Source organism: Staphylococcus sp. EZ-P03, assembly GCF_003344575.1.
In the GTDB taxonomy this organism is placed as follows: domain Bacteria; phylum Bacillota; class Bacilli; order Staphylococcales; family Staphylococcaceae; genus Staphylococcus; species Staphylococcus simulans_B.
Map to the genome: position 1 here is coordinate 1 of NZ_QPMO01000021.1, position 14,646 is coordinate 14,646.

Sequence of the window (14,646 nt, forward strand, 5' to 3'; positions counted from 1 at the left end):
ATAGCGTGAGCTATTAAGCCGACCATTCGACAAGTTTTGGGATTGTTAAGGGTTCCGAGGCTCAACGTCAATAAAGCAATTGGAATAAAGCATCTATGATTATTTAAAAATATAAGTTACAATACATTCAAAAATATTTTTGAATGAGGTGTATTATGATTCAAACGGTTATTACTGCTGCTATTCTTTATATTGCGACAGCAGTAGATTTATTAGTAATTTTATTAATATTTTTTGCTAGAGCAAAGACTAGAAAAGAATATAGAGATATTTATGTTGGTCAATATTTAGGGTCTATTATTTTAATATTAGTTAGTTTGTTTTTAGCTTTTGTATTAAATTATGTTCCAGAGAAGTGGATATTAGGTTTATTGGGTTTAATACCAATTTATCTTGGAATTAAAGTGGCTATTTATGATGATTGTGAAGGAGAAAAGAGAGCTAAAAAAGAATTGAATGAAAAAGGATTGTCTAAATTAGTTGGTACGGTTGCAATTGTTACGATAGCAAGTTGTGGTGCTGATAATATTGGTTTATTTGTTCCGTATTTTGTGACATTAAGTGTTACTAATTTATTAATTACTCTGTTTGTCTTTTTAATTTTAATTTTCTTCTTGGTATTTACTGCACAAAAATTAGCTAATATTCCAGGAGTTGGAGAAATTGTTGAGAAATTTAGTCGTTGGATTATGGCTGTTATTTATATAGCTTTAGGTTTATTTATTATTATTGAAAATGACACTATTCAAACAATTTTAGGATTTATATTTTAATTTAGGGTGTGATTTTATATGAGTTATGAAAATACTTGTGATGTGATCTGTGTACATGAGGATAAAGTTAACAATGCTTTAAGTTTTTTAGAAGATGATAAATCTAAGAAATTACTTAACATTTTAGAAAAAATTTGTGATGAGAAGAAATTGAAAATCATATTATCTTTGATTAAAGAAGATGAGTTGTGTGTTTGTGATATTTCTTTGATATTGAAAATGAGTGTTGCTTCAACTTCACATCATTTAAGGCTTTTATATAAAAATGAGGTACTTGATTTTTATAAAGATGGAAAGATGGCATATTATTTTATTAAAGACGATGAAATAAGAGAGTTTTTCTCTAAAAATCAGGAGGGTTTTTGAAACGAGTTTCTTCTTGTCTTGATTTATTTGGCTCATATTTGCGTTTTAAGAGCGTATATAAACTTTTGGATATAAAACTATATGATTTATCTCTATTTCTTTAAAATGACCCCTTAAAATTCAAAATAAAGCATGTATGAGAATGTATAAAGTCAAAAAATAAAGTTGATTATAGAATCTATAAGCTGTTTTTTTAGAATCTATCAGAATCTATAATTTTATAAACGTTGATATAATTGGCTTGTAAAGAATCTGAATACAAGTTCTGACGATGCCAGGAAACTTTTATACAGGTTATACATTTTAAAAGTGGATCATGTGGCTTAGGTGTATGCTCTGTTTGGTTTTAACATGGCTTAAAAGAAATGTATAAATCATAAGAAGACACCTCAGCTATGCTGAGTGACACGTAGTGGCATTGTGTCCCCTTATGCTCTTAGCAGAGAATCTGAAAAGAATTTAAAAACATCAAAATACGTAGTGAGCAATGTATAAAAAATATTGACCATCTTTGACCTTTATGTTATATATATAGTGAAAATAGTTATATGCTCTATAGGGAGGGGTTGATATGAGTTTAGATAAAAATTCAAAAAAACTAATTCCTTTTAAGAATATGTCTAATTTTGATGATGTATTTGAATTTAGCCCTTTTATTGAGTTTGAATTTAACAGTAATTGGGAAGAGTATTTAAATTATTTGGATTATGTCAAAAATATTAATCAAAAAATAGGTTAAATATTATAAGGAGTGATTGTTATGACTTATGATTTAAAACCTTTTGGAAGAGATTATTTTGATATGACACCTAGTGAATTGTTTAGAGATTTTGGAAGACAATTTTTTAGTAATTTTCCTGATGAACAAGGTATAAAAACTGATATTAGTGAAAAAGAAGATAGATATGAATTAAAAGCAGAGCTTCCAGGGTTTTCAAAAGACCAAATAGATATTTCTTATGAAAATGGTATGTTAATAATTTCTGGAGAAAATAATCAGGTGAATGAAGAAAAAGATAATAAAGGTAAAGTAATTCAAAAAGAAAGATCATATAGCAATGTGAAGAGAATGTATTCACTTAATAATATAGACGAAGATAATATTGAAGCTAAATTTGAAGATGGTATTTTATCTGTAGATTTACCAAAAACTGAAAATAATCAAAGAAAAGTAATAGATATCAAGTGATAGTTAAAAAGAGATGTGAATCTGATTTCACATCTCTTTTTTCATTTTTATTCCTCTTTTGCTTTTTATTTTTTAAACGAGTGAAAACGAGTTTCTTCTTTTCTTGATATCAATAATAGATGTTATGGTTGGCTTAACCAATGAAGAGAAAAAAGAATTAGAAAATATGGAAATGCGTAAAGTTGAATTTAAATATAAACTCGTTCTTACAGAAAAAATGATGAAATGCTAGGACAATAAGCAGTTAAAATAGAAGTTCAACACATGTGCAATAAACCACTTGTGTTGAGTGTACATGTGTTAGTTAACTAAATTATCTATATGAGGTATGATTAAAAGTAATTGTATTATTGAGGTACACTCTAATCATATAATAATTTAGAAACACTATATTAAAAGGTTAGTTTATTTGAAAGTAATTTTTAAAAGGCATATTATTAAATTAACTAAAACAAGGAGGTTTTATCAATGAAAGCAGCAGTTTGGTATGGTCAAAAGGATGTACGAGTTGAAGATCGAAAATCTAAAGAGTTACAAGATAATGAGGTTAAAGTTAAAGTGTCTTGGGCTGGCATTTGTGGTACAGATCTACATGAATACTTAGAAGGCCCTATATTTATTTCAACAGACAAACCAGACCCGTTCCTTGGCCAAAAAGCGCCCGTTACATTAGGCCACGAATTTGCAGGCGTAGTAGATGATATTGGTTCTAAGGTTACAAAATTTAACAAAGGCGATCGTGTTGTTATTAATCCTACAGTTTCAAATCGTGAAAAAGAAGAAAATATTGACCTTTATGATGGTTATTCATTTATAGGCTTAGGTTCTGATGGTGGATTTGCAGAATTTACAAATGCCCCAGAAGAGAATGTTTATAAATTACCAGATAATGTTTCTGATAAAGAAGGCGCCCTTGTAGAACCGACGGCTGTTGCAGTTCAAGCAATTAAAGAAGGCGAAGTTCTATTTGGCGATACTGTTGCTATTTTTGGAGCAGGGCCAATCGGTTTATTAACAGTCATAGCAGCCAAAGCAGCTGGTGCTAGCAAAATATTTGTTTTCGATTTATCGGAAGAGCGACTTAATAAAGCTAAATCAGTAGGTGCTACTCATACGATAAATTCTGGGGAATCAAATCCAAGTGATGTTATTAGTAAATACGCTGATAATGGCGTTGATGTAGCATTTGAAGTAGCTGGTGTAGCACCAACACTTAAATCTGCTATAGACGTTACTAAAGCAAGAGGTACTGTCGTTATAGTGTCTATATTTGGTCATCCTATTGAATGGAATCCAATGCAATTAACTAATACAGGTGTAAAACTTACTTCAACGATTGCTTATACACCTACTACATTTCAACAAACAATAGATTTAATTAATGAAGGTAATTTAAAAGTTAAAGATGTTATTACTGATGAAATAGAGCTAGATAATATTGTGGAGTCAGGATTTGAACAACTTGTAAACGATAAATCACAAGCAAAAATTCTCGTTAAATTATAATATAGATTATAAAAACTAATGAAAGGAGAATCTCTAATTTGAAGATTCTCCTTTCATTAGTTTTCTTCCTGTGATTATTTGTTTTTACTACTTCATTTTTATTATTCTATATACAGTAGAACGACTCACTCCTGTTTGTTTAGCAATCTCTTCGCCTGTGAGTTTTTGTTCATCATACAAGAACTTGATTTCTCTTTTTTTGTGGTCAGGTAATGAAGGACGACCGCCCTTTCTTCCTCTTGCTCTTGCAGCTTCTAAACCTTTTTTCGTACGTTCACTTAGTAAGTTAGCTTCTAATTCTGCAAATGCACTCATCATGGTAAAGAACATCTTGCCCATCGCGTCTTTCGTTGACACATTCATATCTATAATATGTAAATCAATGTTATTTTCTTCAAACCATTGAGATAACTCAATTAATTGTTTGGTTGTACGGCCTAATCTATCTAATTTGTAGATAACTAAAATATCGCCTTCTCGTAAATAATCTAAACACTTATCAAGTTCTGTTCTTTTGGTTTTACGACCACTTGCTTTCTCGCTAAAGATACGTTCACAACCATATTTCTCAAGTGTATCAATCTGTCCATCAAGACTTTGATCTTGTGTTGATACACGTGCATAACCAATTTTAGCCATTTTAATTTCTCCTTTTGAATGCTTTTATGACACCTTATCTATATAATATGCTTCTCGAGACAAATGAGAAGACTTATTTAAGTCTATAAACTCATATACTTTAATCTTTATGATACGTTGATTATAACACAAGTTTTGATACTTAAATATACAAGAAAAACCTCTTAAATTTGAATTAAGAGGTTTTGTATCAAAAACGATCATTTTTAACACTCTAATCATACATACAGAAATACTGTTTTACTAGCATCGATAATAGTTCAATTAGGTTAGGCTCTAATGAAACAAAAAGATACCACTAAAAAAGTGATTAGAATTTTTCAACAAACACTTGCTTGATATCGCAGTCTAAAGTTTATGATTGAAATATATTCAAAGGAGGTTATATAATATGGGTAAATTTGATAGTTTACAAGACAAAGTCGTAGTTATTGCTGGTGGTGCTAAGAACCTTGGCGGCTTATTAAGTACTACTTACGCTAAAGGTGGGGCTAAATTAGTAATCCATCATCATAATGAAAAGTCTTTAGAGGATGCCAAAGCTACACTTTCAAAAGTTGAAGAACTAGGTGGACAAGGCACATTATTTTCTGGTGATTTAACTAAGGTTAGTAATATCCAAGCTTTATTCCAACATGCTGAAGAGACGTTTGGAAAAGTTGATATCGCAATAAATACAGTAGGAAAAGTACTTAAAAAACCTATTTCAGAAACGACTGAAGAAGAGTTCGATAGTATGGCAGACATCAATGCAAAGTCAGCTTATTTCTTTATTAAATATGCTGAAAAATCTATGAATGATAATGGTAAAATTATCACTCTAGCGACTGCATTGCTTGCTGCTTATACAGGATTTTATTCAACTTATGCTGGAGGAAAAGCTCCAGTTGAACATTATACACGCGCAGCATCATCAGAGTTTATGGATAGAGGCATTTCAGTTAATGCGGTGGCTCCTGGACCAATGGATACACCTTTCTTCTATCCTCAAGAAGGCGAAGATGCTGTGGCATTCCATAAATCCCAAGCACTTCATAATCAGCTTACAAATATAGAAGACATCGCGCCGATTATTACTTTCTTAACTTTAGATGGTTGGTGGATAAACGGACAAACATTATTTGCAAATGGCGGTTATACGACACGCTAATTAACTTTAAATAATAAGGAGGGCTTTTGATATGTACTACTTTTTAGCAATATTTAAAGAAAATGAAACAGATATTAAGATTATTACGGAAGAAAAGGTCATAGATGATAAGAACGTATCTTTGCCAAGTAATAATTACGTTAAATCTTTAGCTGAAGAAATAATTGAGCTATCTCATCAAAATAATTTATTCCATAATGACATTAAACGAATTGGTTTAAAAATAGATGATCCTGAACTCATTGGTTATAACACTGTGGAGTCATTAAAGAGTGATATGGTATCAACATTTGGGTTTGAAGCTATTATCCATAATGACTATGAAGATTTACTAGTTCAACTTATTAAATAGACCAAAAAGGTGACTTTATAAAGTCACCTTTTTTAGGAGGTAAATTATGCAAGTAAAGCAAGTAGCCGATAATTTAGGCATCAGTGAACATACTATTCGATACTATGACAAAGCAGGGCTTTTTCCATTTGTTACCAGAAATAAGAATGGCTATAGAGATTTTTCAGTAGAGGATCTATATTGGATTGAGTTTATAAAATGTATGCGTCAGACACATATGCCTGTATCAAAGTTAAAAGAAATTGCTGAATTGTATCATCAAGGAAGTTCTACCAAAATGAAACGAAAAGACATATTTTTAGAACATCAAAAAAATTTAATAGAACAAAAAAATATTATAGATAAAGGACTTCAAACATTAGAAGATAAATTTAAATTGCTGGAAAGCGAATAAGTAAAAGTACAGTATTAGAGGGAGGAGAAATGGAGAAAATATAAATTGCTCCTTACATTTTTTATAGTTCTTTAACTTCATATAAAAAATTGCGATTTAGTAGAGAAAATTTATGCCATAGAAAGTGAAAATTTCAATATTAATCTTTTACTTTCAAGTATTATTGTACCGACCTTTAGTAATTATATTAATTAATAGATATAAGTATAGCAAAAACACATACATAATATGTATGTGTTTTAATCGTTTCATAATCAAATTTTGTCTTAATAATGAACTTTTATTATCGTTATGATAACTCTGAATTATAAAAAAATCAAACCCCTGATTTAACGGGATTTGATAGGATACATAATTCGTATTTTGTTACTTGATTGTTCATGAGTTTTAGACACAAGTAGAACCATGCCAGGATCAGACATGGTTCTATTTTTAAAAACTATTAATAATATCATTACGCCAATTAGAATTAAAGTTACTTTTTAGCTGAGAATACGACGAATCAATGGATGTAAATATTTTATTTTCATCAATATTTCTATTCATCAAAGTAATAATTTCAGCTGTTGTAAAAGGCATGATAATTAAATTCTCGGCATAGTCTTTTTTGCCAGTAGTTGATTTCATTGGAACAGAAGCTACAGCACGCCATATATTAATTGTATTTTCATCTAGTTCATCAGCTATAAATAGTGTTCTTACTTTCTTAGGGTGTTCATCGATTGTTAAGTTTGTTGCATGACGTAGTACAGGCTCCCATTCGCCACGTTTTTGAGCATTCTTATTCATTAATGTAACTTCTAACATTAGTGTATTATCATTATACTTTACAACAATATCTCCTGCTCCACCACCCGCATGAGTTTCAGGAAGGAAATTGGCATTCATAGTTAAATTAAAGCTAGAAAATACATCATATTCTTTATTACTGATATGATACCAAGCAATACCAATCATGTATTCGTAAATTGTAGGAACACCTGCTTCAGAGCCCACAATTTTTTTAATTTCTTTATCATTACTTCTATCACTAAACATATTAAGTATACTCATTGTCTTTTTTAGGGGAAATTCTGAATTAATGAATTCTTTAAACAATATATCATTACGATTAACCAGATTCTTTTTAATACTTTCTACAGAATCGATACTCAATTTGTTTTTTATGGATTCAATAATATCATTCATTTGTTCGTCAGTAATATCGAATATTTTATTTATAGTAACATCTTTATAGAACACCGAATCCACTGAATACTCATATTCTGCAGCTGAATTTTTGGTATCTGTATTAAATATTAAACCATCGAAATCTACATATTTAAAATATTCTATCCAAACATCTCTGTATGCTAAATTAACAACTCCATTATTAATTTCAATAATTCCAGTAGCTCTAGTAAATCTTTTAAGCATATCTTTATAATCATGAATATCTTTATTACGTTTTGAATTGAAAAACTTAATATAGAAGTTACTATTAAAAGAGTCTAAGGATAGTATATTAGAATCATAATTTACGTCAATAAATTCATTATAATCACTTACATTAAATTCTAAAAACTTCTTTTTTTGACCGAACGTATTGTTTAATACGTTCTTCTTATATTTATCTTCAAATAATTCTTCTAATTGTGAATAAGTTGAGTCTGCAGGATCAGTTACAAAGTCTAATAATTTATTATAAAAATCAAAATATATATGTTGGTCTTTGCTTGTTTTATTATTAGAAAACTTTTTATAAAATTCTTCTTTTTCTAATCTCTTACCCTCTACTAATGGCTCAGCTATAAATAATTTTTCATATTTTTGAATTACGTCTCTTACATTGTCTTTTGAAAAAGAATCAGATATTTCTTTATAATCAAAAGGAAAATAAGGTGTGATAGTGTTAAGCAGTGTAAATAAATCTTTAGCATTTACTTTTTCATTTTTAAATAAAATGTATAATAACAGCATTATTGGAGAATAATATTTCTGATAATCATCAGTATATACTCTTATTTTTAAACCTTGACGTAACAGCAATAAGTTAATTTTATCGATAGGTAGTAGTTTTTCAAAATCATTTCTTACGGGATCTGATTCACTAATAAATAGTTTGCCCACTGAACTTAATTGTCTGTCTTCATGTATAAATCCTATTTTGGTTAAAGTACTAGTATAATGACGACTTCTATCTTCTACACCGTTATCTAGCTTTTTTATAAAATCTTTACCACCTTCTAACTGAATAATTTTTTCTTTATCCATATTATGAAAAGCTTCTCGATACTCAGGTAACTCTAATTTTTTACAAATATAATCATAAGGTCCATGTTGCTGAAAAACATCTTTGGACTCTTCTAGGGCTCTACTATAAAAATGAAATTGACCAAGACTATTAGGAAATCTGTCCCAAATATAAATACCACTCTCGAAGCTCTCATTTAAAATATTCATATAGATTGTATACGCATTAATCAAGTCATTACGTCTTCCAATTTGTATTTGCAAAATTTAATATTTGATTTTTATCGCCTAATTTCAACAATAACACCTACTTTGATACGTATTTTTAATAATCATATCATAAAAAATAACCAACTTTAGTAGTTGGTTATTAATACTTCATGTGTAATTTTTGATTTTGCTGTAGATTGGTAGTTTGAATTATTATAATTGAAATCTAAATAATGAATATTATATTTCTTTGCCCACTTTAATAGTTCCTCATTTACTGTACCTTTGTGTTGAGCGACATTAGATAACGCAAATTTAATACCATTTTCATGACATTTATCAAGATAATCAAATATATCAGCGTCATCTTTAGCACTCCAACTACTATTCTCTGTATAAGTCGCAGAAGTAATCGAATAGGGTGGGTCAGCATAAAGAAACGTATCATTTGATAATGGAATCACATCTCTAAAATCATCGGATGAAAAAATTATATCTTTTTCATGTAAAGCCTTCATAAATTGTTTTAGTTTTTCTTTCATTTTATCATTAAAATCACGTTTACCAACAGGGAGATTGTATCCTCCATTTTTGTTAAATCTAATTTGATTATTAAAACCAAAAACAGTTAATAGGTATAAAACGATATTTTCTAAGGCATTACCATGAAATTTCCCACAATTATAGTCACTTCTCAATCTGAGATACCCCTCTTTATTGTATTTTGCCAAACCTTTCGATGAGTCAACATGATAGTGAGAGTATCCATATTTACTGGATCTTGATAAACCATAATCGTCTATCAAAGAATTAATATCTTTGATTACGCTATCATAATCAGTAATAGATAAGTATCGATATAAACTGATAAGGGGTTTGATATTATCATTAATCAAGATTTTATTTTTCGGATTAGAGTTAATAGCAACACTTGAGCCACCCGCAAATAAATCAATAAAGTTATTATATTCTTTCGGAAACAAAGTGATAATCTGGTCTAATAATCTATATTTAGAGCCTGTATAATTTATAGCTGAAGGTGTGTAATGATTTTTCTGTTTATTTTTTACTTCTTTTTGTGATACTTCACATAAATATAAAATCTCTTTATGGTCATCAATAACGCTTTTTCCAGTAGTGTAGGCTTGAAAGCTTGTTTCAAATACTTTTACTTTACCTTTTTTTTCTAGCGTATGTATAATTTCTTCATTTGATATCTTAGCATTTGAACGCCCGTTCCCTTTTCTAGCCATATTATTATAAGAAACTAGAATATATCGTGCTTTTATATTTTTTATCAAATCTGCGAATGCTTCGGGTGCCTTATTAGTTGAATAATTTGATTTTGTTTTTGACCTATCTACCATTTTCTTAGCGACTCCTGTTACAGGTGGCTTCTTCCATTCAACAATATTCTCAAGAAGATGATATGCATCACTATATTGGCGAGAATTATATGGTGTATCTATATAAATTAAGTCTGCAGAAATTTCTTTTACTAACTGATTTGCGTCCTTGCAATATATATCGTTATCACGATTAAAATTTACTACGGGCATTTTTAAATATAATTCTTTCGTCATATCCATCGTTTTTCTATATGTGCATCGTAATGACCAACAGTATTAGCAACTTTATCCATTGCATAAATTAAAGAAGTTAATAGAAAGGCTTTTTCTCTACCATTTAAATCTTCTAAATCTTCTATAGCTTCTCTTATAGTGCCTATTTTTTTAGCATTATCAATGCTAAAATACCTGTCACCAAAGTTATCAGAAACATAATTATCGATAGGTTTTAGTGTATTTAAATAATCTATGTACCTACGAATTTTATCTTCATCAACAGGATCATTACTAAACCAGGTTAAATAAGTGACATAATTAGACTTCAAGATATCATTTATAATTATCTTCTTGCCTTTATTTCTGAATAAATCAGATACGACACCAGTGCCACCAAATACGTCAGCAACCGTATTTATATTATTGGTGTGTTTATTAACTACTTCTTCGATAAAAGAAAGTAGCCTTTTTTTAGACCCTAAATATCGTCTATTGTATATATTTAATTCTTCATCAAAATTCCCTTTAGAGACCTTTATGTTAGCTTCTCTTTTATCTGACATAAGTTTTTCAAGTTCTTCTAGATTTTTTTCAGACCAAATATACCACCCTCTCCAATCCTTACTTGGAGTAGTAATAGCTTTAGTATTAATCCAGTTCATGAGTGTCTGTCTTGAAATATTAAAATCCTTTAGTATTTGTTTAGTTGTTTTCATAGTGTTATCTCCTCTTTTGCAACAAATGCAACACACTATGTTTACAATAAACTACGTGATCATATTATTCAATAACAAGTGCAAATTTAAACTATATATATTTTAAAAGGTTCTGTTGCAAAGTTAGAAAAATATAGCTAATTACCATTTTATCATGTCGTTGTTCCCTTAACTGGCTAACATATGCCTAATTTCGTGGCATGGCGAAAATCCGTAGATCTGAAGAGACCTGCGCTTCTTTTTATATAGAGCGTAAATACATTCAATACCTTTTAAAGTATTCTTTATTTGATATAAAATCGGGGCATATTCTTGAACCCAACGGTACAAAATAACGGCATATTTACTATTCAATTCCGAAATTTCTGACAAGTCATGTTGTGTAAAATTCATTTTAAGATTTATAAAATATGGAGAATTTAAAGTGTCTGAGCAACTTAAAATTTTTAAATATGTTAATCAATTTAATATTAAGTAATCAAGATGCAGCAAATAAATATTATTTACATAATCGATGATTATCAGAAGTTTGATACACATAAAAAGACACAACAAATTTAAACTTGTTGTGTCTTTTTAATAGAATTAGTTACCAAACAAGCGACTCCAAAATCCTTTTTTAGTTGGCTGTTCTCCCTTATTATGAACCTCTATTTCTTCAGATAATTTATCATCTTTTCGAAATTCATCTTCGTTTATACTATTGTTTTTTTCCTCTTCATCTATACCTTTAAGTTTTACTTCTATTGACTGTTCATCTTCTTGTTGCTGATTAGTATCTTTAGATTCTTCGGTAAAAGTTGCTTCTTGTGAATTAACATTTTGTCTATCATTAGTAGATATATCAAAGGGATAATTAAGCTGTCTTTCTTCCTCTAATTGATTCTCTAGTTTTTGAATCTTTTTATTACTTTCTAAAGCTAATACTTGTTGGTTTTCTAAAAGTCTATTCAGTGTGTTTATCTGTTCTTTATCTCTATTTGACTGTTCTTTATATATATCTAATTGATTATATAAATGTTTAATCGTCTCATCTTTTACAAGATTATCATTATAGGCTTCAGTTTCTTCTTTTTTCTCATTATCAAAGTGATCATTTTTGCTTTGGTTCTTTTTAATTCTATTTACTACTATAGCTTCATCTTCGCCTGATAAATAATTTACATTATCAATCTTCTGAAAGTTCACATTTTCTTTTTTCGCATTATTATAAACAGTCATTTTTGTTACGTTTAATTCATCAGCGATTTGCTTCATACTCTTCATATAATGCCTCCATATATTTATATACATAACATTTACACCATTATATATCTATTATACTTATAAATACAGCGTTTTATAAAAACTTATATGCAATTATATATATAGTATTGTGTATAAGTATATAACGATCGTTTTATGCATTTATACACCTATTATACTTGATACCAAAGAGATTATATAACGTTATATAGCATACCTTTTTATAAATTAATTATACATGTATACGCTATTTTGAAAATGAATACAATCAAATGCGTATAAACAATTTAACAAACCTTTGAAAAGTGTTAATATATATATATATAAAGAGACCTAACTACGGGAATAGTCAGGTCTCTTCGGTAATAAAACAAGTGCTTTGTTTGTTTATATAATTGTTACATTCTTATTATATATACTAAGAATTATTAGTGCAAGTCGAATACATATAAACATACTTACAACTTTTTATTACCTCTTTTTAAAACTTAAATATGAAAGAGGTTTTTCTATGTCAAACTTTAACATTAAAGAAATCCAAAAAGAGAAATTCTATCAATTACCTAAAGTCTTTTTTACTAACCCTAAATACACTAATTTGTCTAATGATGCCAAAATAACTTGGTCGATACTAAGAGATCGCTTAGACTTATCTATAAGAAATAATTGGATAGACGAGAATGGGGATATATTTTTTATCTATACCAATGAAAAACTTAAATCTATCCTAAATATCAGTAGTCCAAATAAATTATCTAAAATAAAAAAGGAATTAACTCAAGCTGGTTTATTTAATCAAATAAGAGTAGGTTTGAATAAACCTAACAAGTTATATATTAAAAAACCTGAAGTAACAGAAGCTGATATATATTACATATCACAACAAGAAAACGATGTAGAACCCCTTAATGACAAGGACGTATCAAAATCATATATCCAGAATTATGATAATAATACGTCAAGAAATATCGATTTAATACATCAAGACGTATCAAAATCATACGCAAATGATACTGAACTTAATGAGACTGATTATATAGAGACTGATTATAATGATACGAATGATTTGCATGATACATACAATAATTTTTCAATAAACCATACCCATTCAAATCAATTTTTAAATAACTTTGGGAATCAAGATGATAAAGAAATACTACTCCAAGAGTTCCCAGATCAACTTACGTCTTATTTATTAAATTACAGTTATACAGATTTAGAAATTATAAAAAGTGTAATTCTTAAAGCTAAAAAATCATTTAATTCAAACCATGATGATACTTACTACATGTTAGAACATATTGAAGATGAAATATTAATAGCTTTAAAAAGAGTAAAAAAAGCGATACATGATAGAGGGGTTAAAGGCCAAAAGGAAACGATCAGTTCGATGCAAGGGTACTTAATGCGAACAATTTTAAGTGAACTTGAAGAAAGCTATTCAGTCGATATGAGAAGACAAAATATGGCGAAATATAATATTTTTAATCAGTAAATTAAATAAGCTTGCAGCAATCAAAGAGACCTCAAAATATTCGGTTAAGTCATCGGATTATTTAACCGGAGATAGTGAAAAAGATTCAGAAATTGTTAGTGACTTAGAAAAAGGTTTATACCGAAAACGTATGTTGAGTTATGGTGGATTGCTTAAACAAAAACATAAAATTTTAAACTTAGACGATGCCGAAGATGGTAATTTAATTAATACAAGTGACGAAGATAAAACGACAGACGAAGAAGAAAAAGCACATTCAATTACTGCAATTTGGAATTTTGAAAAACAAAATTATTATTTAAAAATTGTGAAACGTTAGCTAAAAAGCTAGCGTTTTTTTATGTATTTTGCCCCTGCAGGAACTATAGCGTTTAACCAGCATGGTTACCCACTTTTTATGCCAATTTTTAAATTTGCATGTAACTGGGCAGTGTCTAAAAAAATAGGCACTGGTTTTGCTTAAATTTTGTTTGTGAAATGAGAATATATTTATTTGGCTCATATTTGCGTTTTAAGAGCTTATGTATGTTTTTAGGTATAAAACTATATGATTTACACTTAAAACTTTAAAATACCCCTTTAGAATTAAAATTAAGGGCATTTAAGATTTAACAAAATAAAAAAGCCACCAATAAAATTTGGTGGCTACTTTCTTTCACTATTTTCATTTTTGGAAGTGAACAGTGAAAACAAAACAGAACGCTAATTAAATTATAACACGCTTTTATGCCGAGAAAATTTATTGATCGTTGAGAAGAACCCTTAACTAAACTTGTAGACGAATGTCGGCATAGCGTGAGCTATTAAGCCGACC

Annotated in this window: 14 protein-coding genes and 3 pseudogenes; 10 read left to right on the plus strand and 7 right to left on the minus strand. The window is 28.9% G+C overall.

All coding sequences use genetic code 11. The features are described 5' to 3' along the window. Positions 1–155: 155 nt before the first annotated feature. From cadD to DVJ99_RS10225, 5 genes are all read left to right on the plus strand, one after another. Entirely contained in the window at positions 156–773 is a 618-nt protein-coding gene (cadD, locus tag DVJ99_RS10210) for a cadmium resistance transporter CadD (RefSeq protein WP_050960617.1), read from the plus strand. 18 nt (positions 774–791) lie between these two features. Further along, a complete protein-coding gene (locus DVJ99_RS10215; protein ID WP_000119691.1) occupies positions 792–1,139 on the plus strand; it encodes an ArsR/SmtB family transcription factor in 348 nt (115 codons plus the stop codon). A 571-nt stretch (positions 1,140–1,710) separates the two neighbouring features. Further along, positions 1,711–1,878 (plus strand): hypothetical protein, encoded by a 168-nt coding sequence (locus DVJ99_RS13140; RefSeq protein WP_157951066.1) that lies wholly within the window; start codon positions 1,711–1,713, stop codon positions 1,876–1,878. Between the two features lie 21 nt (positions 1,879–1,899). After that, positions 1,900–2,328, plus strand: coding sequence for an Hsp20/alpha crystallin family protein (locus tag DVJ99_RS10220; RefSeq protein ID WP_107387404.1), 429 nt, complete (start codon positions 1,900–1,902; stop codon positions 2,326–2,328). Between the two features lie 468 nt (positions 2,329–2,796). Then, a complete protein-coding gene (locus DVJ99_RS10225) occupies positions 2,797–3,834 on the plus strand; it encodes a 2,3-butanediol dehydrogenase (protein ID WP_114604117.1) in 1,038 nt (345 codons plus the stop codon). 87 nt (positions 3,835–3,921) lie between these two features. Here the strand turns inward: DVJ99_RS10225 and DVJ99_RS10230 are convergent, their stop codons facing one another. Further along, positions 3,922–4,473, minus strand: a complete 552-nt coding sequence (locus DVJ99_RS10230; RefSeq protein ID WP_114604118.1) for a recombinase family protein — start codon at positions 4,471–4,473, stop codon at positions 3,922–3,924. A 391-nt stretch (positions 4,474–4,864) separates the two neighbouring features. Between DVJ99_RS10230 and DVJ99_RS10235 the strand changes: the two genes are divergently transcribed. The 3 genes from DVJ99_RS10235 to DVJ99_RS10245 are packed head-to-tail and all read left to right on the plus strand — an operon-like array spanning position 4,865 to position 6,369. Beyond that, positions 4,865–5,623, plus strand: a complete 759-nt coding sequence (locus DVJ99_RS10235) for an SDR family oxidoreductase (protein WP_114604119.1) — start codon at positions 4,865–4,867, stop codon at positions 5,621–5,623. 31 nt (positions 5,624–5,654) lie between these two features. Then, positions 5,655–5,975, plus strand: a complete 321-nt coding sequence (locus DVJ99_RS10240; RefSeq protein ID WP_002508641.1) for a hypothetical protein — start codon at positions 5,655–5,657, stop codon at positions 5,973–5,975. A 46-nt stretch (positions 5,976–6,021) separates the two neighbouring features. After that, positions 6,022–6,369: a MerR family transcriptional regulator gene (locus DVJ99_RS10245; RefSeq protein WP_002508642.1), complete on the plus strand. Its 348-nt coding sequence runs from the start codon at positions 6,022–6,024 to the stop codon at positions 6,367–6,369. 432 nt (positions 6,370–6,801) lie between these two features. Here the strand turns inward: DVJ99_RS10245 and DVJ99_RS10250 are convergent, their stop codons facing one another. From DVJ99_RS10250 to DVJ99_RS10265, 6 genes and pseudogenes are all read right to left on the minus strand, one after another. Next, positions 6,802–8,811: an AlwI family type II restriction endonuclease gene (locus tag DVJ99_RS10250; RefSeq protein WP_162912183.1), complete on the minus strand. Its 2,010-nt coding sequence runs from the start codon at positions 8,809–8,811 to the stop codon at positions 6,802–6,804. A gap of 146 nt (positions 8,812–8,957) precedes the next feature. Continuing rightward, a complete protein-coding gene (locus DVJ99_RS10255; RefSeq protein ID WP_205527060.1) occupies positions 8,958–10,394 on the minus strand; it encodes a Dam family site-specific DNA-(adenine-N6)-methyltransferase in 1,437 nt (478 codons plus the stop codon). Beyond that, positions 10,391–11,092: a DNA adenine methylase gene (locus DVJ99_RS13235; RefSeq protein ID WP_205527061.1), complete on the minus strand. Its 702-nt coding sequence runs from the start codon at positions 11,090–11,092 to the stop codon at positions 10,391–10,393. Before DVJ99_RS13235 ends, DVJ99_RS10255 begins: the two co-directional genes overlap by 4 nt. Positions 11,093–11,260: 168 nt before the next feature. After that, positions 11,261–11,377, minus strand: a pseudogene (locus tag DVJ99_RS13325) (IS6 family transposase); the annotation flags it as partial. A 42-nt stretch (positions 11,378–11,419) separates the two neighbouring features. Continuing rightward, a pseudogene (locus DVJ99_RS13425) lies at positions 11,420–11,536 on the minus strand (replication initiation protein); the annotation flags it as partial. 141 nt (positions 11,537–11,677) lie between these two features. Next, a complete protein-coding gene (locus tag DVJ99_RS10265) occupies positions 11,678–12,358 on the minus strand; it encodes a DUF536 domain-containing protein (RefSeq protein WP_114604122.1) in 681 nt (226 codons plus the stop codon). Positions 12,359–12,848: 490 nt separating this feature from the next. Between DVJ99_RS10265 and DVJ99_RS10270 the strand changes: the two genes are divergently transcribed. Together DVJ99_RS10270 and DVJ99_RS10275 are read left to right on the plus strand one after the other, a co-directional pair. Next, positions 12,849–13,832 (plus strand): replication initiator protein A, encoded by a 984-nt coding sequence (locus tag DVJ99_RS10270; RefSeq protein ID WP_114604123.1) that lies wholly within the window; start codon positions 12,849–12,851, stop codon positions 13,830–13,832. A gap of 13 nt (positions 13,833–13,845) precedes the next feature. Next, positions 13,846–14,151, plus strand: a pseudogene (locus tag DVJ99_RS10275) (protein rep); the annotation flags it as partial. Positions 14,152–14,646: the final 495 nt, after the last annotated feature.

Coding starts and splice junctions, on each gene's coding strand:
- DVJ99_RS10265 (WP_114604122.1), bottom strand. CDS start 12,358: ATGAAGAGTATGAAGCAAATCGCTGATGAATTAAACGTAACAAAAATG.
- DVJ99_RS10225 (WP_114604117.1), top strand. CDS start 2,797: ATGAAAGCAGCAGTTTGGTATGGTCAAAAGGATGTACGAGTTGAAGAT.
- DVJ99_RS10255 (WP_205527060.1), bottom strand. CDS start 10,394: ATGACGAAAGAATTATATTTAAAAATGCCCGTAGTAAATTTTAATCGT.
- DVJ99_RS13235 (WP_205527061.1), bottom strand. CDS start 11,092: ATGAAAACAACTAAACAAATACTAAAGGATTTTAATATTTCAAGACAG.
- DVJ99_RS10270 (WP_114604123.1), top strand. CDS start 12,849: ATGTCAAACTTTAACATTAAAGAAATCCAAAAAGAGAAATTCTATCAA.
- DVJ99_RS10235 (WP_114604119.1), top strand. CDS start 4,865: ATGGGTAAATTTGATAGTTTACAAGACAAAGTCGTAGTTATTGCTGGT.
- DVJ99_RS10220 (WP_107387404.1), top strand. CDS start 1,900: ATGACTTATGATTTAAAACCTTTTGGAAGAGATTATTTTGATATGACA.
- DVJ99_RS13140 (WP_157951066.1), top strand. CDS start 1,711: ATGAGTTTAGATAAAAATTCAAAAAAACTAATTCCTTTTAAGAATATG.
- cadD (WP_050960617.1), top strand. CDS start 156: ATGATTCAAACGGTTATTACTGCTGCTATTCTTTATATTGCGACAGCA.
- DVJ99_RS10215 (WP_000119691.1), top strand. CDS start 792: ATGAGTTATGAAAATACTTGTGATGTGATCTGTGTACATGAGGATAAA.
- DVJ99_RS10250 (WP_162912183.1), bottom strand. CDS start 8,811: ATGAATATTTTAAATGAGAGCTTCGAGAGTGGTATTTATATTTGGGAC.
- DVJ99_RS10240 (WP_002508641.1), top strand. CDS start 5,655: ATGTACTACTTTTTAGCAATATTTAAAGAAAATGAAACAGATATTAAG.
- DVJ99_RS10245 (WP_002508642.1), top strand. CDS start 6,022: ATGCAAGTAAAGCAAGTAGCCGATAATTTAGGCATCAGTGAACATACT.
- DVJ99_RS10230 (WP_114604118.1), bottom strand. CDS start 4,473: ATGGCTAAAATTGGTTATGCACGTGTATCAACACAAGATCAAAGTCTT.